The 25,452-nt window shown below is 35.5% G+C and carries 21 protein-coding genes; 2 read left to right on the top strand and 19 right to left on the bottom strand.

Annotated elements, in window-relative coordinates; all coding sequences use genetic code 11:
• Positions 1-61 precede the first annotated feature (61 nt).
• The 15 genes from ACSBFT_RS07710 to ACSBFT_RS07640 all read right to left on the bottom strand — a co-directional run bounded on the left by ACSBFT_RS07710 (position 62) and on the right by ACSBFT_RS07640 (position 19,266).
• Positions 62-1,588 (bottom strand): ArnT family glycosyltransferase, encoded by a 1,527-nt coding sequence (locus ACSBFT_RS07710; RefSeq protein ID WP_489604154.1) that lies wholly within the window; start codon positions 1,586-1,588, stop codon positions 62-64.
• Positions 1,589-1,734: 146 nt separating this feature from the next.
• The gene (locus ACSBFT_RS07705; protein WP_489604153.1) at positions 1,735-2,802 is read right to left on the bottom strand and encodes a sialidase family protein; all 1,068 of its coding nucleotides are present in this window, start codon (positions 2,800-2,802) and stop codon (positions 1,735-1,737) included.
• Between the two features lie 990 nt (positions 2,803-3,792).
• Positions 3,793-4,527, bottom strand: coding sequence for a flavodoxin family protein (locus ACSBFT_RS07700; protein ID WP_489604152.1), 735 nt, complete (start codon positions 4,525-4,527; stop codon positions 3,793-3,795).
• A gap of 165 nt (positions 4,528-4,692) precedes the next feature.
• Positions 4,693-6,342, bottom strand: a complete 1,650-nt coding sequence (locus ACSBFT_RS07695) for a hypothetical protein (protein ID WP_489604151.1) — start codon at positions 6,340-6,342, stop codon at positions 4,693-4,695.
• Between the two features lie 177 nt (positions 6,343-6,519).
• Positions 6,520-7,818: a DUF4407 domain-containing protein gene (locus ACSBFT_RS07690; RefSeq protein ID WP_489604150.1), complete on the bottom strand. Its 1,299-nt coding sequence runs from the start codon at positions 7,816-7,818 to the stop codon at positions 6,520-6,522.
• Positions 7,815-9,881, bottom strand: a complete 2,067-nt coding sequence (locus ACSBFT_RS07685) for a protein kinase family protein (RefSeq protein WP_489604149.1) — start codon at positions 9,879-9,881, stop codon at positions 7,815-7,817. Before ACSBFT_RS07685 ends, ACSBFT_RS07690 begins: the two co-directional genes overlap by 4 nt.
• Positions 9,874-10,653: a PP2C family serine/threonine-protein phosphatase gene (locus tag ACSBFT_RS07680; RefSeq protein WP_489604148.1), complete on the bottom strand. Its 780-nt coding sequence runs from the start codon at positions 10,651-10,653 to the stop codon at positions 9,874-9,876. The genes ACSBFT_RS07685 and ACSBFT_RS07680 overlap by 8 nt, the downstream gene beginning before the upstream one ends.
• Complete coding sequence (locus ACSBFT_RS07675) at positions 10,653-11,420, bottom strand: vWA domain-containing protein (protein WP_489604147.1); 768 nt, start codon at positions 11,418-11,420, stop codon at positions 10,653-10,655. The genes ACSBFT_RS07680 and ACSBFT_RS07675 overlap by 1 nt, the downstream gene beginning before the upstream one ends.
• Positions 11,413-12,792: a phospholipase D-like domain-containing protein gene (locus ACSBFT_RS07670; RefSeq protein ID WP_489604146.1), complete on the bottom strand. Its 1,380-nt coding sequence runs from the start codon at positions 12,790-12,792 to the stop codon at positions 11,413-11,415. Before ACSBFT_RS07670 ends, ACSBFT_RS07675 begins: the two co-directional genes overlap by 8 nt.
• 506 nt (positions 12,793-13,298) lie before the next feature.
• Complete coding sequence (locus ACSBFT_RS07665; protein ID WP_489604145.1) at positions 13,299-13,904, bottom strand: hypothetical protein; 606 nt, start codon at positions 13,902-13,904, stop codon at positions 13,299-13,301.
• Between the two features lie 10 nt (positions 13,905-13,914).
• Positions 13,915-14,901 carry a YHYH protein gene (locus ACSBFT_RS07660; protein WP_489604144.1) on the bottom strand — a complete coding sequence of 329 codons (987 nt, stop codon included), beginning with the start codon at positions 14,899-14,901 and terminating at the stop codon, positions 13,915-13,917.
• Between the two features lie 156 nt (positions 14,902-15,057).
• On the bottom strand, positions 15,058-16,104 hold the full coding sequence (locus tag ACSBFT_RS07655; protein WP_489604143.1) for a YHYH protein: 1,047 nt from the start codon (positions 16,102-16,104) through the stop codon (positions 15,058-15,060).
• A gap of 189 nt (positions 16,105-16,293) precedes the next feature.
• A complete protein-coding gene (locus tag ACSBFT_RS07650) occupies positions 16,294-17,313 on the bottom strand; it encodes a polysaccharide deacetylase family protein (RefSeq protein WP_489604142.1) in 1,020 nt (339 codons plus the stop codon).
• A complete protein-coding gene (locus ACSBFT_RS07645) occupies positions 17,300-18,427 on the bottom strand; it encodes a ligand-binding sensor domain-containing protein (protein ID WP_489604141.1) in 1,128 nt (375 codons plus the stop codon). The genes ACSBFT_RS07650 and ACSBFT_RS07645 overlap by 14 nt, the downstream gene beginning before the upstream one ends.
• 317 nt (positions 18,428-18,744) lie before the next feature.
• A complete protein-coding gene (locus ACSBFT_RS07640) occupies positions 18,745-19,266 on the bottom strand; it encodes a hypothetical protein (RefSeq protein ID WP_489604140.1) in 522 nt (173 codons plus the stop codon).
• A 217-nt stretch (positions 19,267-19,483) separates the two neighbouring features.
• On the opposite strand from ACSBFT_RS07640, the gene ACSBFT_RS07635 reads away from it, so the two are divergent.
• Positions 19,484-20,635, top strand: a complete 1,152-nt coding sequence (locus ACSBFT_RS07635) for an alpha/beta hydrolase family protein (RefSeq protein WP_489604139.1) — start codon at positions 19,484-19,486, stop codon at positions 20,633-20,635.
• 145 nt (positions 20,636-20,780) lie between these two features.
• A complete protein-coding gene (locus tag ACSBFT_RS07630; RefSeq protein ID WP_489604138.1) occupies positions 20,781-21,965 on the top strand; it encodes a glycoside hydrolase family protein in 1,185 nt (394 codons plus the stop codon).
• 136 nt (positions 21,966-22,101) lie between these two features.
• On the opposite strand, the gene ACSBFT_RS07625 is transcribed toward ACSBFT_RS07630, so the two are convergent.
• From ACSBFT_RS07625 to ACSBFT_RS07610, 4 genes are all read right to left on the bottom strand, one after another.
• On the bottom strand, positions 22,102-22,308 hold the full coding sequence (locus tag ACSBFT_RS07625) for a GDCCVxC domain-containing (seleno)protein (protein ID WP_463044504.1): 207 nt from the start codon (positions 22,306-22,308) through the stop codon (positions 22,102-22,104).
• 2 nt (positions 22,309-22,310) lie between these two features.
• Entirely contained in the window at positions 22,311-22,910 is a 600-nt protein-coding gene (gene merTP / locus ACSBFT_RS07620) for a mercuric transport protein MerTP (protein ID WP_463044505.1), read from the bottom strand.
• Entirely contained in the window at positions 22,907-23,281 is a 375-nt protein-coding gene (locus tag ACSBFT_RS07615; RefSeq protein WP_463044506.1) for an ArsR/SmtB family transcription factor, read from the bottom strand. The genes merTP and ACSBFT_RS07615 overlap by 4 nt, the downstream gene beginning before the upstream one ends.
• Before the next feature lie 310 nt (positions 23,282-23,591).
• On the bottom strand, positions 23,592-25,043 hold the full coding sequence (locus ACSBFT_RS07610) for an amidohydrolase family protein (protein ID WP_489604137.1): 1,452 nt from the start codon (positions 25,041-25,043) through the stop codon (positions 23,592-23,594).
• Positions 25,044-25,452: the final 409 nt, after the last annotated feature.

Here is a 25,452-nt window from a genome sequence, read left to right as displayed (position 1 = left end):
GGAAGGAAACCTCGATTCTTAACGCTCTCCTCGAATCAATTTATAACACTACAATCCGTTTCTATTCAAATATTCTTGGTTTAAATAGTTCTTTCATTTTCGAGAAATCTTGTTTTGGCTTGCGGCAAATGTAAATTCTCTGATATAGTTCTTCTTCTGTATCGGCAAAGGGATTATAGATTGATTTAATCAGGGTGACTTCCTCAAAATAGGGGTTGAAATAGTCCCCAATTTGATAGCTTAAAGCTATAACGGTACCAGGCATTGTACTTTTTTCAGGAGCCCAGTTGTAAAAGCTGCCATGATAGGAAAATGCTTTAGGAATATTATAAGGTGCTCCAAACAAACCGACCGCTCCAGCTTGTGCGTAGTGCTTAGCCCAGATTAAACAATCTTGTTTTTCATTATTTGGTAAACTATCGTAAATGTCAGCCACCTCTTGCATGGTTGTTTTCCATTTCTCTTGTGTATAATATTCATCGTATTTAACACCAAATTCCCCACCAATAATGTCGTTTTTTTCAAAAGGATATATTCTTTCCAGATAGCGGTTAAAATTATAAACAGGCATCCCAAAAGGGATTAAAAGGGCACCTGAAATCATTAAAGCTGAAACTGGGTAAATTATCCATTTGCGATTCACAAAAACAATTTGCTCCCAAAACATAGCTCCAAATGGGAGTAATGTTAAGGATATTGGATAAAAATAATAAGCCTTTCCGTTTTTAAATACAAGCAAGAAAAAGGAAATGCCAATGGCGGCGAACAGCACAGGAACTACGATACTCCTGTTTTTTGACCAGAAAAGATAAAACAATGCTGGGGCCACCAATAATATAGAAACTACGGGATTAAGGGATATTAATAAATCCCTGAAATTCTCAAACCTACTTATTTTGTCTAGCTGTGTTTCGTAAAGCCTGCTGGTCATTTGAAGTAAGGGGAAGTCATTCATGTATTGCCAAATAGTATTGGGTGTAATACATAAAAGAAACACCATAACATTAATCCAAAATTTGTGTTTTACTAAGGCCGTCCGAGTTCTTTTGAAATACAAAAGCGATGATAAACCAAAAAGGAAAAAGAAGCTATCATATTTTGTCAGTAAGCCCAAAATACAAAACGTGGTAAGATACCATAAGGATTTTTTGTCGAGATGATTTACGAAACGTGTCAACTGATAAAAACCTAAAACCCAAAATAGCTGACTGAAAATTACGGGTTGAAAAAGCTGCTGTGACCTGCCAAAACTTGGTGCAATTATAATAGCCAGTAAAACTAAAAATACAGCCTTGTTTTTTCCTCCCAATTCAAGGGTTGTTTTTGCTACGAAAATAATAATGAGTAGTGATGCCGCGTGTGAGAAAAGGTGGTGAATAAATACGGAATTGGATTGAAATAAATTTTGTATAAATGCAAGGGCACCAATTAACGGAGGGAATTCCATGTAGCCAAAGGCAAGGTGTTTACCTGCTTCAATATGTAATAACTCATCTCCTTGAAACCCCGAATGGCTGTCTGCAATGAGATGTAAAGTGAGCTTTACTATACAGAAAAATGAGATAATCAACTTGGTTTTTCTATTCATTTCATTTGAATCGAGATATATCAGTTTTAGGAGCGGTGGCGTAGGCTTTCGTGATTTTAAAACACTTTAAAAATACACTTAAATTTAAGCGGATAATGGAAAAGTATGTATAATGATAATGACTTTTGGTATACGCCCTATCCTTACTAATGAGGTGCTACATAGCTGTCTTTGCCATTTGTTAGCCAATCTAAAGAAACACGGGTAAATACATTTTTCTGATAGTCGTCTTTTTCAAAGAACAAACCAATATCACCGTTTGAAAGTATTGTCATGGAAGGGTAGGCAGAACTTTCGGCGTAGATGGTTTTCCCTGCGGCCCAGGTTTTACCTTCGTCATAACTAATTCTGATGGTCATGTTTTTACGATCATCCTTACTATTTGCATTAGCAAACAGCAGTCTGTTTTTGTCATGACCCTCTTTTATGGAGGTATACCTAATGAAACTGGCATTACAGGCTGGATCAATAAGGGAGGTATCTGGTTCAGAAAGCCATGTTTTGCCCTGATTGGTGGAGGTATGGACATATCTAAATCCCTTATCTGGCACGCGGCTATTAATCATCCAGGTGCCATCCGCTAGCTCGACAATTTTGGATTCATCCGCTGGTTTGATTGGTGTATCAATGAAGTGCCAATTTTCGCCGTGATCGTCACTTCCAAAAAGGAATAAACCCTTCTCTAAATTAACTAAGGTATGGATCAATTTGCCATTGCTGGTCTGTATCCCTCTTCCGGAAGTGATAAACTTAAAATCATGATGCCAGTCTGGTTTGGTGATTTGTGTGGTAATGTCGCGGGGAGAACTCCAAGTTTTTCCATTATCAATGCTCTTTATCACTTTCAAATAATAGACATCTTTTTCAAGGTCTAAATCCATGTAGTTGAAGAATAGAAAAATGGCTCCCGTTACTTTATCAAGGATCAAGGACGGGTCGGAAGCTGATTTCCCAAATGGGTAATCCACTATCGTTTCAATTTCAGACCATGTGTCGCCATTATCGACACTGCGACGCAAAACGATGTTGATGTCTTTACTCCATTTTAAGTCACCGCAAGAAGGAACTCTCTGGTCAATAACCGCCAGCAAGTTCCCGTTTGGAGCAGTAATTAGTGCCGGTATCCTATAGCATGACACACCATGTTGCATATTGGTATAAAACAAATCCTTGAAATCAGGCTCTGACTGAGGATAAGCTATGAAAGATATCACTGAAAAGAGTATTAAAAAGAACAATTTCATAATAGTCTGACAGCTAGTGAATAATAATAGAAATTCGGCAGTTATACCGTTTGTGAAAATCTAATCTAACTGATTTTTTATTGCTTTGAAATAATTTAACGCAAGATGTGCTTAAGTCTCCTTTTTGATGAATCAAGCATTTGACTTGGCTTAGCTAGAAGAAGAAAAGGAGAACTAAAATGATCGCATCTAATTGACCATGTTTCTCATCGTTGATAGGATTGGCTTAAAATAGCGTTGGCTTACAAACAGTATTTTATAAACCTTTCGCACAGCCTAGCGAATTCTTGAGGATATCCACGCTAAGCCCTTTTCTATGATGCATGAAACTCTGATGGTTACTTAATGCCTTAAAAGCACATGGTTTTAGAGATATTACTATCTGTCCTCAGACCAGACCGTAGGGTTAGGGAAGAGTTTTTAACCCCGGTTTATGCATTGGAGAATCGTAATGATTTTTAAAGTGGAATAAATCAAACATTTAAACGAGATTAGCATAGCGGTTTACCCTCAGCTAATGTCGAAGGGTTCTGTTGATTGAGTTTAAATGGGTTTACAAACTAATTTGAAGCAATTTAGCTACGGCTCCGATAAAATCGAGATATTTTCTAATGCATAAAGCGGGTTTAATTATAGAGGTAAGTTGTGACCGAGGTATGGGCTTTTACTTTAAAAAATTCACTACTTTCAAAATCCAAAATTAGATATTGATAAGATAGACTACCATGCTGTAGAGTATAAATGAAGTTACTTTTGGGCGAGTGTTTCTAGGTCTATTTCTGCAGTTTTATTGCTACATCTTCCATCAGGCGTTTAAGGTTAGAATGAAAGTACTACGATAAAAAATGCTAGTAAAATAGAAAAAGGGTATTCTTAAATTCCAAAATAGAAAGGCCTTGTATCCCCATCAGAATAGGAATAAAAAGGTAACTTTTTCAGAAATGCCATAATGCATCGCTTTTATCTGTATTCTGGGTTTTCAAATTCCCAACGTTCTCCGTTATCCCAGTCTTTCCTTGAGTTACCATAATTTGGATAACCCTTATTGGCTTTAAACATGGCGGCTAAATGAAGCAAATTATAGGTCATAAATGTCGTATTTCGGTTGGTGAAATCGCTGTCAAAACCAACAGGCTTGTCTAACTTTTTACCTTTCCATTCTTTGTCGCCGTAACTAGGACCAGGTCCTACTTCGCCAATCCAACCAGCGTCTGCCTGTGGACATATGGTATAACCAACGTGTTGAAGTGAATACAATATGCCCATGGCACAGTGTTTTACGCCATCCTCATTCCCTGTAACGATGCATCCACCAGCTTTGCCATAATATATGTATTGACCTTGGTCGTTGGTTTTACTACTCATGGCGTATAGGCGTTCAATAAGTTTTTGTGCAACAGAAGATTTCTCTCCAAGCCAAATGGGCGTTCCCACGATAAGTATATCGGCTTCAATAATTCTTTTAAACAGGGAAGGCCACTCGTCTTTTTTCCAGCCATATTCCGTCATGTCTGGATATATACCACTGGCTACATCATGGTCTACCAAACGAATCTCGTCAATCTTCACCTTCTCTTTAAGCATAATGGCCTTGGAGACGTCCATCAGAGAAGCGGTATGACTCTTGCCTGGCGACTTTGTCAAGGTACAATTGACGTAAACAACGCTTAACTGACTAAAATCTGGCTTTTTCATGTTTCGTATAATTAAGTGAATCTCTTATACTACAGTTACGATGTTCTTGTGTTTTGGTTTATTTAATTATGTTTTTTATCTAAGGTTTAGGGTATTCTCTTTCTTCCAGCAGTAGATAAATTTAGGCTTTTGAAGTAATACTTAATAAGTTAAAAGACTAATGACTTAATTGGTGATAATCTTCACAGTCTTAAACATAACGGGATTCTCACTAATTCTCACCGGTTTGCCACTTGCTGTTGTCACATTTTTAAGAATCACTTCCTTTGTTAACACATAAGGATATTCCTCTTTATAAGTGTCATCAGTTCTATCAGAATTGAAAATGGAGAAGATAGCGGGTCCTTCGTAATCATCTGGATGGTTAGAATCGTCTATTTTTAGATTTTCAATGGTGATTGTTTCAGGCATATAACAAGTGTAACCAAAATCATGCAACCCAGTATAGTAACCATTTATTAAACTGGCTTGAGATGATTGACCACCGTTAGGGACAAAAATGCAATCGCGGATTATAAATTCTCCCTGCCAAGTGCTGCCATAGTCGGATCGTAGGTTAATTAGGCTCCTTCCTCTTATGGTGGAGTTTTCCACTATAAACTTCCCACTACCAATGGCATTGATACCCATGTGTCCTAGCGTAGAATTTCTAATGGTAGCATTGGCAACACCCATGTGGGCATCAAACCTTGATAGCACACAATGGTCATAAAGGAGATTTTTGCAGAAGTTAGAACCCAATATTCCCCAATATACCTTATCGTCAATGTCGTTTGTTTGACTACAATTCACAAAAGACACATTCAGTGCCCTGTTCACCAAAAGGTCATAGGTGCCCATGGTTACTGGTTTACCGGCCGACCCTATGGTGGTGTAAGTTTTATGACCTGTCAGGATAGTGTTCTTAACGATGACATAGGAGCAGTCGCTGATATGAATAAAACCGCCATAAGGGGCACCCTGCTCCCCTTCGCCAATAACACGGTGTTCTAGTCCATCCAAAATCACATTGGAACGTTTTATTGCGATGTTTCGACTGTAATAGTTGTATTTAGATTCCTCCTTATTGGCTATCGTGGTAAAATTTCCTCCCTTAATGTTTAGTGTTTTATCGTCAATAGGAAGTGCTGTAATCTCTGTTATTTCGTCGAAATCCCAAATTACGGGAGCATCCATATCTACATGACCGTTTTTGTCTACCACAAAGATGTCCGTTTGCGGGGCTCCGTTATTTTGGTTCAAACCAAATCGGATGTAGTGTTTGATGTTGGAATTGGTGACGGTGATCAAACTGGTTTGAGGTAAAGAAGCGGCTATTTTTTCTTGATTCCTTTTAAGCGAGTGGATGGCATCCAATTTAAACGCTTTTAGCTCAGAGCTCACTTTGAATACCGATGCATTTCTATTTTCGACTTCGGTATCATCAATGATGAATGACGCCTTACCGAAATCCGTGTCGGTCTGGATAATGGCGGTACGCTCTTTTCCGCTGATATAATAGGTAGCTCCCTCATCGGCTTTTACTAAAAGCCCATGCTGATTTGCAAAGGCATGCGTAGCAGCAATAGCTTCTATATCATCGGTTTTACCGTCGCCCTTGGCACCAAAATCACTATACTTAAGCACACCCAGCGTTTTAAACTTACGGATAGCCTGAGGTGAAACATTTAAATGTAATTCTCCTTTTTTATTTGTGAAAAGCTCAGTTTTGCCCTTAGTGGAGCTAATGAATACATTTTCATGGATGTCAATGTTTTGTGCTTGTGCGAACATAGAAAAGCATAAAAAGGAGCATAGAAATAGAAAGGTATTCATGATTTGTGTATTTGAATTTTGGCAGAGAAAAGTCTGCTGTTTTTTTTATGGTGTTGTCTTTAATTCCTGAATCGCTTAAAAGACATTATCATAGTATATTGATTGTCCAAACCGATTGTTTTTTGAAAGAAGGCATCACTGGCTCTTTAGTGAACTAAAGAGAAAGCTTTCTTGCGATTAAGATTTAATCATTAATGATGGATTATTTTTCACCTTCTCTATTTGTTCTTTTTTCCACTCTTCAATTGCAACTTTGGCGATTGAAGACTGGGCATCAGCGATAGATTGTAATAAGTCTTTATTTCCAAGCAATTCTGCATTTAACTTTTGAGCGTTTTTATCAGCATGTACTTTGACGGCGATATTGATGTCTTCATTAATATTTGACTGCAATAGAAGTTGTTGGACTTTAGCCTCATGTTTGATTCTATCCAATATGTCATCATAAGTTCCTCTCTCAGTCATCATTTTGAACATGATTGGGGCAATCTCAATAAAAATAAAGAGTAGTGTAATTAACCATTTTGCGTACCAAACTACTGTTTTTTCTTTTTTAGTATCTACTAGAGTTTTTACTCCTTCTTTGACTTCATAATAGGGAACTTCTTCATACATCAAATTATCTAAAGCTTTTAATCTTGCAATTAACCCATCATTTTGAGCTTGTATAGTTTTTTGATTTTCTATATCGTTTTGAGTTACATCTTCTCTTGTTTTTATTTTAACATCAATTTCATCAATCGTTGTGTAGTCTTTCTTGTTTAAGTTTGTGAAACTATTTTTAGTAGACGTGTATTGTTTTTCTGCATCGTCTGCTACATTTTTTAAATCTTCATAATATCCACCACGCCCTGTTTTCCCACTAAATTTTCCAAGATTCCATTCGTCATTTTTATCTTTATTTGCAGTTTCCCAAAAGCTTCTTTTATCTTCAATAATATTAATACGATTCTCAATATTATCTTGTAATTCAATTCGTTCACTTTTTAGTCGAACTAAAATTGGATCATTTTCACCAGACTTGATGATTGTGTTATTGGTTATGGCTATTTGAGTGCTTATTTCGGCATTAATTTCTCTTTCAAAGAGCTTTAGTTCCAAAGGAGTTGCAATTACAAAACCAAGCAACATGGCCATAACTAATCGAGGAGCGGCTTCAATTAATTCTTGTTTCGAAATTGTTTTTTTGCCGTCACCAACTCCAAAAGTTGAAACGATATATCTATCTAAATTAAAAATTAAAGCCCCCCAAAAAAGGCCAAAAAATACTGAAAGTGTCGGGTTTTTAAATGCAGTAAAAAAAGCATACCCGCCGGCAAATGATGCCATTAATGAAGTAAAGATAATTGTCCCACCGATACCGAAATATTTGTTTACATCAGTTGGTGCTTTTTCCAAAATCTCTAAATCAGACCCCGAAGACCATAGGAAAAATTTGTACAATTTCTTCAAAGAGTATTTAATCAACTTTTTCATTTGTTTAATCTGTCTTTTATTTTTTCTAGAACAATATCATAAATGTCTGATAATGTAATTTTTTGTTTTTTAAACTTATTAATTAAGACATTTTCATTTTCAAATTCAGGAAAATGAAGTGCATTCTTCAATTCTGTAGAATCTATTTCGAGATTATTAAAAACTACATTGTTGGAGAATTGAATGTTATTTATGTTAAATAAGTCGGAAGGAAGGTTTGCCTTTGAATAATCAATGTTTGCATTTATTTCAATCTTTGGAGACTCTGCAAAGATCTGCTGAACTATGGGAACTGGAAATGGATAGGCAGTAAGTTCCTTTTCAGCATCCAAGAATAGACCCTTTGCAATCAGTTTGAAAACCGTTTTTTCACTAATTGCTACATGTTCTAGACCATTCTTAATGCTAGATTGAACATTTGGGCTAATTAGTACATACTCTGTATCTTCGGTTTCCCATTTTAGGTCGATATTGTCAATACCTTCGTTTAGGTTAACCTCCCATGTAAAAGACTTAATAGTAGGTGTAATTACATCAATAGTTAATTCTTTGGTAACAGTCTGATCAAAAAAACCATGGGCGGTTAAATAGTAAGTTGTTTTGACTGTTGGCTCAACTTCAACAGTATGGTTATCTGGAAATGATGTTTTTATGTTCGATAGAAAAACGTCCTTGGTGTTCTCTGCCGTCCAAATTAAATTTATCGGTGAGAGCGAATCTCTCAATACTTTTGACGCCTCAAATGATATAATTTCAGGTTGTATTTTTATAGCATTAATCTCAATAAATTCTTCAACGATACCGAAATCATTTACTGCTTTTAGTACAACTTTTGTACTATCTTGAAGGTAGTGAGATAACGAATTTTTATGAAGAGGAATAAGTATATTATTAAGATATAAGGAGTTATATTTCAAAGAATCAAAGGAAAATACTAACGCTTCATTTTTGTATTGGATGGATTTTTTACTAGAGTCAAAACTTTTTATTAATGGGTAATTATTTAGTGATTTATTTAGGCTAAAAAGTAATTCTTTCCATTCCTTTGAGGTTAATCGTTTTCTTTCATTTCTATATCCTTTATTAAATACTGTTTTAAAAGCACTAATTAAATCTTCAGCACCAGCATTTTCTAATTGCTCCATAAAAGATATTATTGCATGATGCTGTTGCGAGTTAGCTTTATTAAATAAAGGGGAAGAATGGTCAATGTTTGGCCATTCAAATTCCCTTAAATATTCTTGTTTAGTTGAATCTTCTTCGTCATGTAAAAAGAAAAATGGCATAACTCCGAATGTTACTTCGAAGGTGGCAGATGCAAGCTGCCAATAATCTTCATAAAGTCTATCAAGTGTTGTTAAATTTGTAGTGTCTTTTTTTTGACCGATAATATTTCGCCATTTCCCACTTAACCAATGACCGATTTTACCAATTGTAGTTGGTTTGTCTTGCGAATCAAAATGATAACCGCTGTCATAATCAATAATCGAGAGTTGTACTATTTTGGAGTTGAACCATAGCGAGTTCTCACTTAAGTCTGCATGAACAAATTCAATTTGATGGAGAAATTCAATTGTTTTAGTTAATTGATAAGCTAGATATAATTTATCAGGAATTCTTAAAAATTTGTATTCTGATAATTTAGCTGTATCACTACCATAATCTTCATAATTTAATTTTTCAAGATTATACATTAGAAATGCAACACAATGCTTTTCTGAAATATTATCATATCCTTTGAAAACTAAAAATGGAAGTCCTAATAATTCAGGAATATCATGATATACAGGTATACCTGTTTTTAATTGACGTTTTTTTAACTTTTGATGTAAAAGCTTTATTACCTCATGAGCATGCTGTTTATGCTCGTCATCCGTAAATATTTTTAAGACGAATTCTGATTTTGAAATACCATCTATTGATTGAACTTTATGAACCGAACCAAAACCACCCGAACCTATTACCTTGTCATCAAATTCTATTTTGGAAAAAGATAAAATATCATTTTCTTGATTTTGGTCAATAACTGATATGTCAGTAATATTTGAAAGTGACTTAATCATTGAACTTTCCTCTGTAATGATTTAATACATTTTCTGTAATAATTATTCCTAATGAAGCGTCATCTTCCAAATAATTTCCATCTTTCAATCTCTTTAAAATTTTATTATTAAATTCAATTAAATCATCTTGAAATGTATCAAGGCTATTGTGAAGCTGTAATAAGATGTCTAATTCCTTTAAAATAAATTGAATGGCAGGATTCTCATTTCTCCAAAACCTGTTTTCATTATCTCTTAAAATGACTTTATCTTCAAGAGAAGAAATACCATCACTAAATAATAAAAGTATATCTCCAGTCATATAATCAAGATTGAGTTCTATTGTTGAAGAAGCCAATTCAATCTTTTCACTATTGTGTGAAATATGTTTTGTTAATGCTCCATTAGGGGAAATATGTGGAATCATTATTTCACCATATCGGTATGGTTCTTCTGAATTTACATTGGTTGAAAAATCACCATGGAAATGAAGAATACCTCCATTTCCAAGATATTCTAGCTGAATCTTATGGGAATTCTTTATATTAATGGCACTAATAAAAGTTGTACCTCCAATAAAACCACCTGTTACAAGTTTTTTAAATTCATTATCTTTAACTAAATCACATAATTTGGTGTATTCTTTTTTTATAAATTGTTCCACGACTAGTTTTGATACTTCTCCAGAATTAGAAAATTCGCCAATGCCATCACAAATAATTAATGAATTTTCGTTAAAATCAGCATAGTCCTGCTTAAGCTTTACATCTATATGGGTTACTGTAAAATACATTAATCAATTTTTGAAACTGTTGAGATACTTTTAATCATATGTTTTCTTATTTCTTCTGGGTTGACTTTTGACTCGAAAAAATTGATACCATTTGCATCTGTGCTTGACATTTCTCTAATATTGTATTTTAAGCTATCTAGTTCTTCTTTCGATAAGTCTTCAATCCATGTTTTATCTTCTAATAAATAGCTTAGGATAGTTGCTTTTTTATTATTTTTCAACCTAAGACATATTTCATTCACTTTTGGGTAATCATAAATATCACCGTCCCCCAAAAAAACTATCATTGCCTGAGAATTCTTATCTTTATTTTTTGTCAGGTAACTTTCTATTTTTCTTTCTACTTCTAAAAATACAGGTTCAGCATAAGTTTGATAATTTCCAACATGATCGCATGGATTAAAATTAACACTGGCAAGATCAATATCTTTTGGTGTCGTCATAGGAATAAATTCTTTATGGCTTTGTGAAAAGGCGTACATACTGATATCAAAACTATTTGAATTTTTGCTGTTTCTTAATCGCTCAATTATTGGTGTGATTTGATTATGAATTTCATTCCCTTTCGTTTTACCTGTTATACCTTCGCGAGTCATAGATTCTGATGCGTCAAGCACAAAAACAACTAATTGATAAAATAATCTAGGGAGTTCAGTAATGGCCATTGTTTTTGCAAATGAGTCCATGTTGAAAGTTGCGAAATCTAATTTTCCTGTTTTATTTTTGTTAAGTGTGTTATTACAAGTTTTTTGTAAATCTTTACTCATGTTTTGCATATTTTTCTGTTAAGCTTTCATGTTGTTGTTTCAAAAGTAGTTTTTGAGTTTCGAAATATTCGGTCCAATCATTAATTTTTAAAATGCTTTGATACGTTTCTGATGCTTGAATTATAGATAGTTCGTTAGATAAGTAATTATATTTAACTTTTAAAGTTTCTAATTTTACCCGTAAATACTCTAATTCATTAAATTGGTCAATGTCAGATAAAGGATTTCCTAACTTTAATTCGTTCCAAATGTATCTTACTTTTTCAATGTCATTCGTTTTTACGGCATTTGTCAATTCTCCGAATACTTTTGCAGCTTCTATTTTATCTTCATAGATACAACTAGGCGAATCGGGGTGACACAATTTCACCGACTCTCGGTGCATTTTTTTTATTTCCGTTGTGTCTTCGTCATTTAATTCAGGAATTTCAATTTTAATTTCTTTTTGATATTCTTTGTTTTTCTCTCTGAATTCTTCTTCTATTTTCTCAAAAGTATCATCTACAATTCCATGTTTTTTTAATTTTTCATAAATTTTCTTTTTAAGGGCTAGGATTTTGGAAATCAGTGGGTTTAATTCTATTATATACCTGTGATTGAATTGTTCAATTTTAGCTTCAATTTCAGTCTTTTCAATTTCAAGAGCTTCAATTTGATATGAAGTAAGTTTAATTTGTGATAGAATTTGTTCTTTTTCTATAGCACATACATCGACAAGTTGGGTGTGATTTTTCTCAAACTTCTCTATCTCAATAAATGCCAAATCATATTTTCCAGCTAAAAGCAGATTTGTAATTGGAGTAAGTTCTTTGATTACTTTAAGCTCATGTATATAGGATTGGATGTTTGAGGTTTCGCCTAGGGAGACAAATGCCTTAATTAGTTTGAAGTATTTAAAGGCTTTAGAAATGTCAAGTGCTTCTTGATATTTTTGAATTTTCCCAGAAAGTTCTTTCAAACGATCAAACTCTTCTATAAAGTCATTTGTTCGCTGTTGGTTTCCTGAAACTATAGTTACTTCTTCATTATTTACTGTAAATGCTCTATTCGACCAATTTGCTGAACCACTAATAATAGTGTCATAGTCAATAATACAAAACTTCATATGCATTAATTGGTCATCATTACCAATTTCAGCAAAGAATCCACCATTCTGTTCTATTATATTGTAGTCAAGTCTATTAAAATCATGGTTGGTAATTATAACCTCTACCGTAACTCCTCTATTTTGCAATTCAAGAAGTTTGTCAAATAGGTTGGTCTCGGTAAACCATGCTACAGCTACGCATACCTTTTTAGTGGCAGTATCAAGATGTTTAAGAATTATTTCTCTAACATCTGTTTGTTTTGTAAAGTAACTATTAATATTCATTTTTGAGTTAATGAACCTAGCTGTTTCAAATTAGATAGCTTGAGTGAATTTATAGGCAAGAGAATACTGATTAATCGGTGGCATTTATTTAAGTCTGCGAATCTACTAAAAAAAAGTCGTAACCAGATAACATCAAATAAAAGTGATGCAGTAATCAAGATGTGCCACTTCAAAAGGATAATAAAAGAAAGGTTTAACCCTTCATATCTTGCATTAAAGAGAGTGTGTCTATCCAATCTTCTGTTAACAGACCGGGGTAGAGTCCCAGCTTCTTAATTATCCTACTTTCACCTAAGTAAAAGTCATCTTTTTGGGTGATGAAATAAGCTTGGTAAAAAGGGGCTAGTTTTACCCTAAATCAGTATAGCACGTGAGTAAATTTCGTTTTTGTAGTGGCATTTCATAATCCCTAAACAGAAACAGAGCCTCTTGTGGAGACTCTGTTGAGACATTGTTTATTCTGACAAATTTAGTGATAACTCACCGCATATTACGGCAAGAACGCTTTAAAGCGTTTTGGTACTTTTTCTTTTTCTAATAAAGTAAAACAACAAACCAGCCAACAGTGGAATCAAAAGATAGAGCAAGTATTTTAGATTAAAACCCGCTTTCTTAGCTTTCCAAGTATCGCCGTCTAGTGCTATATTGAATTCGTGGTTATTCTCATTATCCAGCGTATACTTTTCTTTTGGAAATCCATCTAGTAGAAATATGACGACAGACTGATTATGGTGTATATCCTTAAACAATTCATTTTTAAAATGGATAGTATTTACGTTTCTAGGCAGTCCAATAATTTCTGCCACTAATTTGGTTTCATGGCCTAAAAACACCTTTGGATCCTTAAACTGTAAGATGTCATTCTCATTTAAGATAATGGAAAAGTTTTTCTTAAAATGGCTTATCACCAGGTCTTGAAATTCTTCGGGTGATTGGTAAGCACCTTCACCATTGATGTAATTAACTTCTTCTTGAAAAGCCGTTAAAGAACTATTGATTTGTAATATGATTTGCCCATTATCGGTTTTAGAAATAATGATATTAGAAAAATCAGGGTTGTGGGCAAAGGCTACATTTGCTAACGACATTAGGCTTAAAATAAACAATTTCATTGCAGATTTTTTATAATGCATATTCTCCTCGTAAACCATTTATAAAATTGTTGTTTCCGGCTTTATCTACATGGTAATGATAACCTCTGGTTTCGTCGTAATGACCTCTTGATGCATCTAAGTCCGTGTACTCATTTCCGTTATTATCTGTGTTTGCAAAGATGCCATATCCGTCAAAGGCATAACCTATCATAGCTGCATGGCTATCTACCTGTTCTATTTGTTTAGAAACTCCTGTGGCTGCATGATAATGATAACCTGCGGCTAAGTTTATATGCCCACCAGCATCATCGAATGGAGCCAAAGTATAGGCACCTAAAATATTGTCGACAGGTGCTGGAGCATCAAAAACAACTCCGTTAAATGCTAAGCCTCTGCTTGAAGGTAAAGTACTAGCACCACCACCAGGACCCGTAGCAAATGTATAAGCAGAACTTGCTTTTTGGGGCGTTACAGGAATATAATAGGTATGCGTTATATCGCTGACATAAGAAGGTAAACACTCTACACAGTAATTTTTGTATGCTGCACCTACATTTGGGTTTGCAGCCTCTTCGCACTCTTGTTTGGTTGTGGTTTTAGTTATTGCCCCTGTGCTATTATTATAAAGCATCCAAGTGTTATCTTTATAAAATGTAGCTAAGTTTTTTACAAAAGCTCCGTCTACATCATACACTTCTCCGCCTTCTAACCAAATACCACCCGCTGAGGCATCATCAGAAATATTACCCGGACACCAAGGTCCCATTTCATGATCTGTAGGTGTTGAGTTAACTATTATTTTATAACATTCGGCAGTGGTACCATCAGAAAGTGTTCTGCTTTCAATGGTAATGGCTTCAACCAATCCTCCAGATAGGAAGTTAGCACTTTCTACTGAAACACTTACTTCGCCATCTGTTAGTGGATCTAATTCATCATCCCCCTGACAAGAACTTATTGTTGCAGATAAAGCCAAAAGGCTCAGTCCCCATATTGAGATCTTTGCTTTGTTCATTTATTTTTTTGTTTACCGTACTTTCTAAAAATAGAAGTAGTAATCAGTTAGATAATTATTTCTTATAAAACTTGCGGTGCATATGTTTTTTATTGAAATATTATTCTTAATTATCTTTTATTCAATGTTTTGTAGTAAGAAACTATTTTTGATCTTCTATAATGCATATTCCCCTCGTAAACCATTGATAAAATTGTTGTTTCCGGCCTTATCGACATGGTAATGATAACCTCTGGTTTCGTCGTAATGTCCTCTTGATTCGTCTAAGTCGGTATATTCATTTCCGCTATTATCTGTGTTTGCAAAGATGCCATATCCGTCAAATGCATAGCCAATCATGGGGGCATGATTATCTGCCTGTGCTATTTTTTTAGAAACCCCTGTTGCAGCATGATAATGATAGCCAGCGGCTAAATTTATATGTCCACCTGCATCATCGAATGGAGCCAAAGTATAAGCGGCTAAAATATGGTCTGTAGGTGCTGGGGCATCAAAAACTACGCCGTTGAATGCTAGTCCTCTACTAGAGGGTAAGGTAGAACGGCTTTCAGGTCCTCTAGGTCTTTCATTTTCTACTGGTCTTTCAGGTCTTGCGTTCCCATCTGGCCTGCCACCAGGACCTCTTGAAAAGGAATAGGGAGTTGCAGCCTTTTTAGGTGTAACAGGGATATAATAAGTGTGTTTTACATCCGCTACATAAGATGGTAAACATTCTACACAGTAATTTTGGTATTCTGCTCCTACATTAGGATTTGCTGCTTCTTGGCACTCTTGCTTTGTTTTTGTTTTTGTGATTTCACCCGTTTGGCTGTTGTATAACATCCAAGTGTCGTCTTTATAAAAAGTGGCTAAGTTTTTCACAAAGGCACCATCCACATCGTACACTTCTCCATTTTCTAACCAAATTCCACCGGCCGAGGCATCGTCGGCAATATTACCTGGACACCAAGGTCCCATTTCGTGATCACTTGGGTTTGAGGTAACTACGATTTTATAACAATCGGCAGTAGAACCATCAGAAAGTGTTCTGGTTTCAACGGTGATAGGCTCTGCTAATCCACCGGTTAGGAAGTTTTCACTTTTTACGGAGATGCTTACTTTGTCTTCCGTTACCGTTTTGGTATTTGATTTATTGTTTTTACAAGCTGTAAAAGCCACCAATAGTAGGCTTAATAGTAGTGTTTTGTGTTTGTTTTTCATCATGATGATTGACTTAATTGATGCCCATGTTTCTTGAAAAAATAGATTGTTTTATTTCTTAGACGCCTTTTTTTTTGAAATCTTGCGGTAGGATGTCATGGAAGAATTCCTAGAATTCTAAAGCATTCAAACTGAAGCCAGTGTTTTCCTCAATGTTCTATTTTAGTCAAGATGATGGTTTGAAAACTTAGTCTATAAGCCCAGTTTATCCATTTCAGGTTTTTCATACTGGCTATCTTCAGCCGGGTATCTTAAGGAATCTTCATAATTGCCAGATTCTTTAGCAAGCGACCATATTAAGCTTTCTCCTGCGAATTTTGAGCTAGGAATTTGTTTGAAAACCTTGTCTTGATATGCTTTTTCAGCGTCAATGATATCCCAACCTTCGGCTTTAAATCTTTGAATGAGGTCGCCTAAAAATAGGGCAGAGGTCAAGTTGTGATGAAGTAGAAGTGTATGCTTAATATGCCTGCCATTTATCTCATATGAGAGTTTTTCGTAGTATTTGGCTCTTTCTAAAATGTGGTTTAAATAGAAGTTTCTGAACTTCTGGATTACCTCCTCGTTTTGTCCAACTTCTTTAAGTCTTGCAATTAATCTTTGATTAATATACCAGTCAGAGGCATCAATAGTGACATAGCCATTCGCGTAATTATTTTCAGAAAGGATTTGCCTTAGGCTGTCCACTTTGGCTGCGTTTTGACCTTCTTTTAAATATGGAAAACGGAACAGGTTGATTTTGTTATCAAATTTTGAAATGATAGCATCTGTTTTACTTAATTCCTCAGTGAAAACTTTCGCCGTGTTTTTGTCTGAATTGTAATAAGCATGCGTGAAGGTGTGATTGCCAAGTTTATGCCCTCTATCGTTCCAGCTTTGGAGTAAAAACTGTCCTTTCTTATTCAGTTTATTATCTCCACGAATAAAAAATATGGCCTTTAGTTGATTACTGTCTAATTGAGATAATATCATCTCATTCCAATCTTCAAACTTATAACCAGCTATATCTGATGTGATTCCGTCATCAAATGTAAAACTCATGACAGGCTTGTCTTGCGTTACGGAATCTTCAACGACCTCAGCATCTGAAGTCTTAGGTGATTGACAAGCACTTGAAAGTGCCGCTAAAGAAAGAAGTACGGATAAATAAACGGTCATATTATTTAGCGGAAGTTGTTCAAGTTTTCTTAAGCTAACGCTACCAAGGTCCATTTTGTTTAACTTGATAAAAGCGTTTGCCATCAAAACGATAAAGGCCCTGACCGGTTCCCCACCACATATTTCCTGCTCTGTCTTGATACATGCTTTGCACACAGCAGTTAATACCGTCATCCAAGGTATATACGGTAAATGCTTTTGGATCTGATTCTGGCAGTGAAGGGTCAAATCTGGTAGTGCTGCCTCTTGCGGTAATCCAGATAATGCCAGATTGTTCTATATAAAGTCCCCAAATTTCACTTGTGCCTATTTTGTCTTTGATTATAAAGTCTGTAAAGGTTTTTCCATCATATCGGCAAATGCCACCATTAATGTTAAACCATATATTTCCTGCTTTATCTTTTGCAAGTCCTCCAGCATAATTATTACCCAAACCTGCTTTAGGTGCAATGCTTTCTATCGATTCTCCATTGTATCGAAAGACTCCAAGGTCTTTTGAAGTAAACCATATATTTCCATCCTTATCCTCCATGATGTCTGTGATGTTAACAGAAGGTATCTTTTCAAAAGCTGAAAAACTTTGACCACCGTTACTTTCGGCTAGTGGATTATACGTGAAAACACCCTCCCCAGTGCCGACCCAAACCGTGCCAGCTTGATCAACTAAAATTCCTTTTCGGCTGACACTGGTATTACTCAGTCCATTCTTTTGGGTATAACTCTTAAAGGTTTTTCCCTGTCCGACCGGCAGGCGGGCATCATACTTAACAACTCCTTGATATGTTCCAAACCAAATATTGCCATTTTGGTCTTCCGCGATAGCATGTACGCTATTGCCGTTAACGCTCTCAACAGTCTCATTTCCTTCAAAAAACGCAGTTTTACTAAAGTAATTTAAAGTCCTGCCATCGAATCTAGCTACACTTTGACCCGCGGGGCCAAACCAATAGTTTCCTTTTGAGTCTTGAAAAATAGTTCTGATATACTGACTTACCAGTCCCGAGTCATTGTAGGGGTTATGTTGAGGAAATGGAGAAGGTGGCGTTCCTATAACTTGGATTGGTTTTGAGTTCTCAATGAAATTGTCTGTAGGTGAGTTTGAATTCACTTGCCCATTGCAAGCAGTGCTAAAAAGTAAAAGGGAAAGTAAGTAGCCAACTATCTTCATGATTTGTTTTTTGTTTTCTCAAAGGTATATGTAGGTATTTGCTTTGAGTTATTTCAATTGTAAAATCATGTAAAAGGATTGTAAAAGTTTGAAAAGATTGCTTTGGTGATTTCTTTTGAGATTATAAAAATGTAAATTATCTCGTTGCCATTTAGCTCTAAGATTTAAAGGCTTTATTTGGGGCATTTTTAAGGTGAATCATCGCAGTGTTCGGTTCAGAGATACTGAGTTGGAGGGATATCGGTCTGAAGACCGCCTGTCATAAGTACAAGGTCGGAAGACCTTGTACAGCGAGGACACGGTGGCAGCAGAATAGTCTATTCTTCCTGCATCTGTAACTCTCTCAAACCCTCAATGTCACTTTCTTCAATTTCAAAAATTAACATACGAGATACTTTTTTTCGATTTATTTTAATGGGTTTATCTAAATCAACTACCTCAGCACCGCGAGGACCTGGATGAGCTAAAAGGAAATCAAATTCTGGAAAAGGAATACGGCAGGTATTCCCAAACGTTGGCGAATCACAGTATATATTAAACATTTCGTTTCCATCCAGTTTCAATACTAACGAATCATTGTCATAGGGTGAAAAGAAATTATAATAGTACCTACCGAACTCAATACTTGCTACAAAATCAAAAGATTCTCCACTGTTTAGAAAAAAGCTATTGTTATCGATTATCCTCCCACTTTGATATGTAATAAACTCAAGATCATGTTCAGTTTTGTTTTCGACACGTATGCTTTGAAAGGAAGGGAAAATCCCATCGGTACAGGAAATGATTATCAAACTAATAAAAAGAAGAGAGGTTATTATTGAAAGGTTACTATATTTCATTTATCTATTTACTTTACTAAGACCTATATATAAGAAAAATATTTGAATTCCCCTCCGTCAGAGTCTCACAAAGTGGACTCTGATGTTTTTCGATGAGGAGAAACGAAAAAGTGACACACAATGAAGCGTACTACTTCAAAAAAGTTAGGCTTCTGTGTCTTTTGGGAAATTATTCAGAAAAATCAAGTAGATTTAATTCTAAATAAATAGCCCTATAATGAAAATATTTCCATTCGTATTATTTCTATTTTCTGTTAAATTACTTAGTGCTCAGGAGTCTATGCTTTGTCAAGGGGCGTATTGGACTGAGGATGAAGCTAATCTCAAAATGAAAGAATTTGGAAATACTTGGAATGACCTTGCCTCTTGGGAAGCTAGAGCTTACAAAATTAAGCAACAGATAATAAGTGGAATGAAGCTGGATGAAATGCCCAAAATTGAAGGCAATTTTAATCCTATCATTCATGGAGAGCAAATAATGGATGGTTATAAAGTTCAAAATATTGCTATTGAGAGTTTCCCAGGATTTTACATAACAGGTAATCTATATTTACCACTAGATGATAAGAAAACCCATGCAGCCATTTTAAGTCCACATGGACATTTGGCGGATAAGCGATACACGCATTACATTCAAAAAAGGTGTGCAGTATTGGCAAGAATGGGTGCTGTAGTATTTGCTTATGACATGATTGGCTATGCCGATAGCAAACAAGTGGAACATAAAATGCCAATCGCGTTGACCTTACAAACCTATAATAGTAAGCGAGTTTTGAATTATCTTATCAGTAGACCAGATGTTGATGGCGATCGTATAGGAATGACTGGCGGCTCTGGTGGAGGAACTCAAACGTTCGTATTATCTGCAATTGATGACCGAATAAAAGTGAGCATACCTGTAGTACAAGTTTCAGCACATTTTTTTGGTGGTTGTGTTTGCGAGAGTGGCATGCCAATTCATAAGACCAATGATTTTCAAACCAACAATGTGGAAATTGCCGCTATGACAGCTCCTCGTGCCCAGCTTATAATTTCCGATGGCGTAGATTGGACTAGCAATACCCCACGTGTTGAGTTTCCTTATATTTCAAAGGTTTATGAGCAATACAATGCCGAGCATATGGTTCAAAACGTACACCTTGCCGGGGAAAAACACGATTACGGTTACTCTAAGAGAGTCGCAGCTTATAATTTCTTTGCCAAGCACTTGAGCCTCAATTACCGAGCAATTCCTTATGACGACGCTTATGATGAGCGTTTTGTGGAAATTGTGCCCAAGGAAAGTTTACAAGTTTTCAATGGAGAGCATCCACTTCCAGCAAATTCCTTAGTGGGAAATAAAGCTGTAATGGATTATTTGGGATTTTAGTAAATTATTTTTTAAAGGCAAAGTTAAGCTCGTTTTAATAGGTCTTTCTCTATTGATTTTAAGAGATTATCAAAATGTAAATTCTCACGCTGTTTGTCAGCTCTAAAGTTTAAAAGCTTAATTTGAAGGTCAAATTACTAGCATCATGAAACTAAAGAATAATTTACTTCTAATGGCCTCACTTGTCTGTTTGTTGATATGTGGCTTAGAAGCCTTTTCTCAAAAAAATAATACCCCTGAGCTTTACTTGGAGCCCATTTTTAAGGTGAATTATGCCGACGCTACGGCAGATAAGCCTCAGTCAAAGTCATGGACAAACGAGTATGGGCAGTGGGTATTAATAGGAGACGAGGATGGTCCAAAACTTTTGAAAAAAGATGCTTTAGGATGGACGAGTCAAACTGAACTTAATCATGCATTGCAAAATTTACCGAGTAGGGCAGATGTTTGGAGCAAAGGCGACCAGTGTTATATAGTTTTGGTGGAAGACTGTGTCTTAAAGGTAGTTCAAATAGCTTATTCAAAGAATAGTGAAAAATATGAATATCAATGGAAGGCAGACCTTCCAATTCCAGCCGATTGTAACTCCATAGAAACCGCTACCATTACGCAGGACTCAAAAGGCGAATTTTGGGTTTGTTCAGATATCAATGAAAAAATCATGGTTTGGCATTCTTCCGATGGTAAAGCTTGGTCAGAACCTTTCACATTAACTGAATGTATCAATGAAGATGATATCTCCTTAATTGTCGGTCTGAAAGGCCAAGTATCGGTCATATGGTCCAACCAAAATACGGAAACTATCAATGAGCGAATTCACCATGACGGGGATGATCCTCATCAATGGTCAGAGCCCATCATTGTTCAGCAGGGAGATAAAAACGCAGACGACCATCTGAATGCGACGGTGTTTAAAAATGGAAAAATGGCTTTGGTCACAAAGAACAGTGTGGATGAAATGAATCAAGCCCAGTTTGTGCTGCGTGTAAGAGACAAAAAGGGTAAATGGACCAACATTCCGTATGAAAACCTTACTGCTCAAAGAACCCCCAGTCGTCCTATTATTAATCATGTGGAATCAGGGAGGATATTTGAAATTCATGCCGTAAGAAATAGAGTTGATAATCGATATTTTATATCAGTCAATGAAATCATTGAGCGGAAAGACGGCTGGGCGTTTAAAGAACTCATCCAGTTAAAAACCAAAATAAATGGAAAAAACGGTGACGTAACTTCCAGCAAAGCCAGTTTTTTACTCAATGAACCTAAACTTATATTTTTCTCTGATGAGCTAGGGAATATTTATTCCTTTGATCTGGATACTTTATAGGTTTAGCTTTTTACTGATTTGTGGATAGCTTACTATTTAAAGGCAGCCTATCGTCCAGTGAACGCTGCTGAGGGGAACTGAATACTTCTGCCTCTTTTTTGGAAAAGCCTACTTCGCTATGCGATGCCCGATTTCGTTAGCAACATTTTTTGTCCTGCTGAATAGATGGACAAGGTACATTTCCATAACTGCAAAATACGCAACAATCCCCTGACATAGGTTTCAGCCTTGTTTTGCAGTTTTCGCATTCGTAGAAGAATTGACAAGCATCCGTTGGCATTACTTCCTCTTTTTGGTGTCCACAACTCGGGCAAGTTATGGTTGAATTTAAGGTAACATCCATTTTTAAACTTTTATGCTGTTAGTCACTTTATAGCCCGTCGAGTTGATGGCTTTTTCAATGTTGCTCATGGTGGTTCTTGATTGGTCAAATTTCACAATAGCATTTCCCTTTTCGTAAGAAACTTTGACCTCAATTATTCCTTTTAGTTTGTTAATTTCAGTGCTGACATGATGTTCACAACCGGTGCAAGTCATTCCACTTATTTTAAATTCTACCGTTTGAATATCTGCTTTGTCCACGATAATAATTTCTTTTTCAGTCTTTGGGAAGAAAATACCGGAATACGCTGGAAAGGCAAGCATAACGATGGCAAATGCTGTTATGATTCCTAAAAATGTTTTGGTCTGCATAAAATTTGGTTTTGGGTTATTTTCACAATTACAGTCAATTTGTTTTTGAGGTTTTAGTTTTTGATACCAAGCGAAACTCAGAACCAAAAAAGTGGAACCGATAAAATAAGGTCTAAAGGGTTCAAGCCACGAAAATGTTGAAGCAAGTCCGCTGGTTCCGGCCAGAAGTGCTAAAACTGGCGTAATGCAACATAATGAAGCAGAAATCGCCGTCAAAAGTCCAACTCCTGCGAGTCTATTATCTGTTTTCATATTGTTTCTAAAATTTTATTTTCATTAAGGATCATGAAAAATGGATTTAACATTTTTTCATATTCATCTGTCAATGCGTAAAAAATAGTTTGTGCTTCTTTCTCCGAATGAATAAGTTTTCGGTCTCTCAGTTTTCGTAAATGTTGAGAAACAGCTGAAATGGTCATACCCAAAATGTCACTTAAGTCACAAACACAAAGCCGCTTCTCCTCGTAAAGCATAAAAAGTATTTTCAGTCTGACGTTGTTCCCCGCCAATTCAAGGCCATTCGATAAATAATCAAAAGAGTCATTAAGTGCTAAAACCCTGTCTTTACAACGGGTTATTTGATTAACGTCGGCTTGCTGTCGAATACAAGTGATAGATTCCATAATTCAAATATAGTTAATTTGCTTATTAAAGCAATTGCTTAAATACATAATTCTACAAAATGACTTACTTGTTGTGTTTTCTCAAACCGAGATACGCATGGCGAAAGCTGAAGTGTTAGAAGACTTATTATTATGCTGAAAGCTCTTTGATGGGGCTTATTGATGGAGGGGAGAGCGTAAAATCCATCAATTGTTTAAAATCTTCGCAATTTCAGATGTCTTTTCTCCGGCTTCTTAAGGCTTCAAACTTAGAATTTCAAATTAATACCCCCTTCTAAGCCTAGTCAAAGCAATGAAAATCTTTGTATTACTATATGTTGGTCTTTAGATATGTTTTAGGGTTTTCGACAGCTATCAAATTAAAAAGTTCTTCTCCCAAGTAACTTCTTATTCCTTGATACAGATCTTTATCTAAGCCCTTTTGTGATACGACGTAAAAATCGGTTCCGAATAAAATACGGTTTCTAACCTTGCAATCATTCAGAAGGTACTTTAGCATTGGAAATAATTCCTGATTATAGAGAATGAAACTGATGTCAGAATAAACGTTTTCATATTTAACTATTAGATCATAAATTATCGAAAGCCAACTCGCGTTCCACCATATCGTTCTCATGCTGCCATGGTTTAAGGTATTTTTGAATTTACTTTTTAAGTAATCTTCCCTTGAGGTGGGAGAGATGTTATTATTGTAATTGTTCCAAGCGTCTTTTCCATTTTTCTCCCATTCTTCACTTCCTCCAAAATGTGCAAGACATATTTTTAACTTACTCAAATCACAAGCCTCTCCTAAATACTCCGAGAGTAGTTCTTTGTTGAGCAAGCACTCATAATTTAAAGGATGAGTGAAGTTTGATGAAAACTCATAATTGTCTTTTTGAGGAAGCGGAATGGGCGTCAAGATTTGACCGTTTGCAGGGTATTTCAATATTTCGTGTTGATTCCATTCTTCATTTTTCTTACCACGATAAAACACGGTCCCTTTGGTACAATGTGACATTACTGGGATTTGTTTTTCCTGAGCGAATTTGAAAAGTTCTATGAGGCTTTTGTCAAAAGGGAAGTAGCCAAGTGCGGGATATATCTTAATTCCTGAAAATGCTTTACTCGAAAGGTGTTGAAATAAATAGTTGGAATAGTTATTTAACCCTTCTAATTCAGTACTGGCCTTAATTCTTCGAGGGTCTGCAAAAACGAACGGTTTTAACTCAGGCCGTCTAGCTCCCAACGCTTTGAGATCTTCTATTTGAGTTAGGTAAGGGATTTTTGCTTGACCAGCTGCCATATAATCCATATCCATACTCAGAATAACTTGATTTGAACCAGACGGATAATTCATCAATAAGTAATTATAGATCTTTGATTGAGTTTTATATTTGGCAGCGTATCTACCCATCGTGAGATATCTGTAATACAATTCTTTTACCTCTTTGCTGAAGAGGGCGTCAATCACCAGAAACTTAGTGATTATGGCAAAAAGCCATTTTATAAGAAAGTATACTATTTTGTAAATAGGCCATAGAATAACGGTAAACTTCAGAACACGGAAAATGAAGAATTTTATCTTTTTTATGTTGTGTTTAAACCCTCTAAATCTTTTACTACCCCTTTCTGTCAAATTATTATAGTACCACTTGACAAAATTTATGGTTATCAAATGGTAGAAAGGAAAAGGTAAAATGCTTTTTCCAAATTTATCGGGTACGTGGTCAATCGTAAATAGGTGTGCGTGGCAGTTAGTTAGAACATCCTTCTGTTTCATAAGTTTTATACATAAAAACAAGAATAATGTTTAGCTACTCGAATTTGACTCCAATGGGCAGATTATAGTATTTAAAAGGAGTTTAAATTGTTCATTCCCGTTTTGACCTTATAAAGTTAACATTAATAAATCACTGTCAAAATAGGATTTCTAAGGTGTAAACTGCCATTTCTTCAAACCGATTTTCTCACAGTGGACCTTGGAATATTTTTAAGGATTTAAGGAATGCCGAAGCGTTTTTAAGAGGAAAATAAGTTATAGCAATTTTTTGTGATTTTGTGACTAGCAGGTATAAAAATGTGGCAGCAACTAAGGTGTGCTCTTTTGTCATCATGTTATGTCAAGCAGCAGATCTTTAGAGAAAATGATCTTCTTTTCATGTTCTCGTATGGCTATAATGATGATGAGT

This window comes from Arcticibacterium sp. SM2516, from assembly GCF_057914865.1.
The sequence above is the reverse complement of the archived record's forward strand: the minus strand, read 5'-3'. Positions and strand labels throughout refer to the sequence as shown.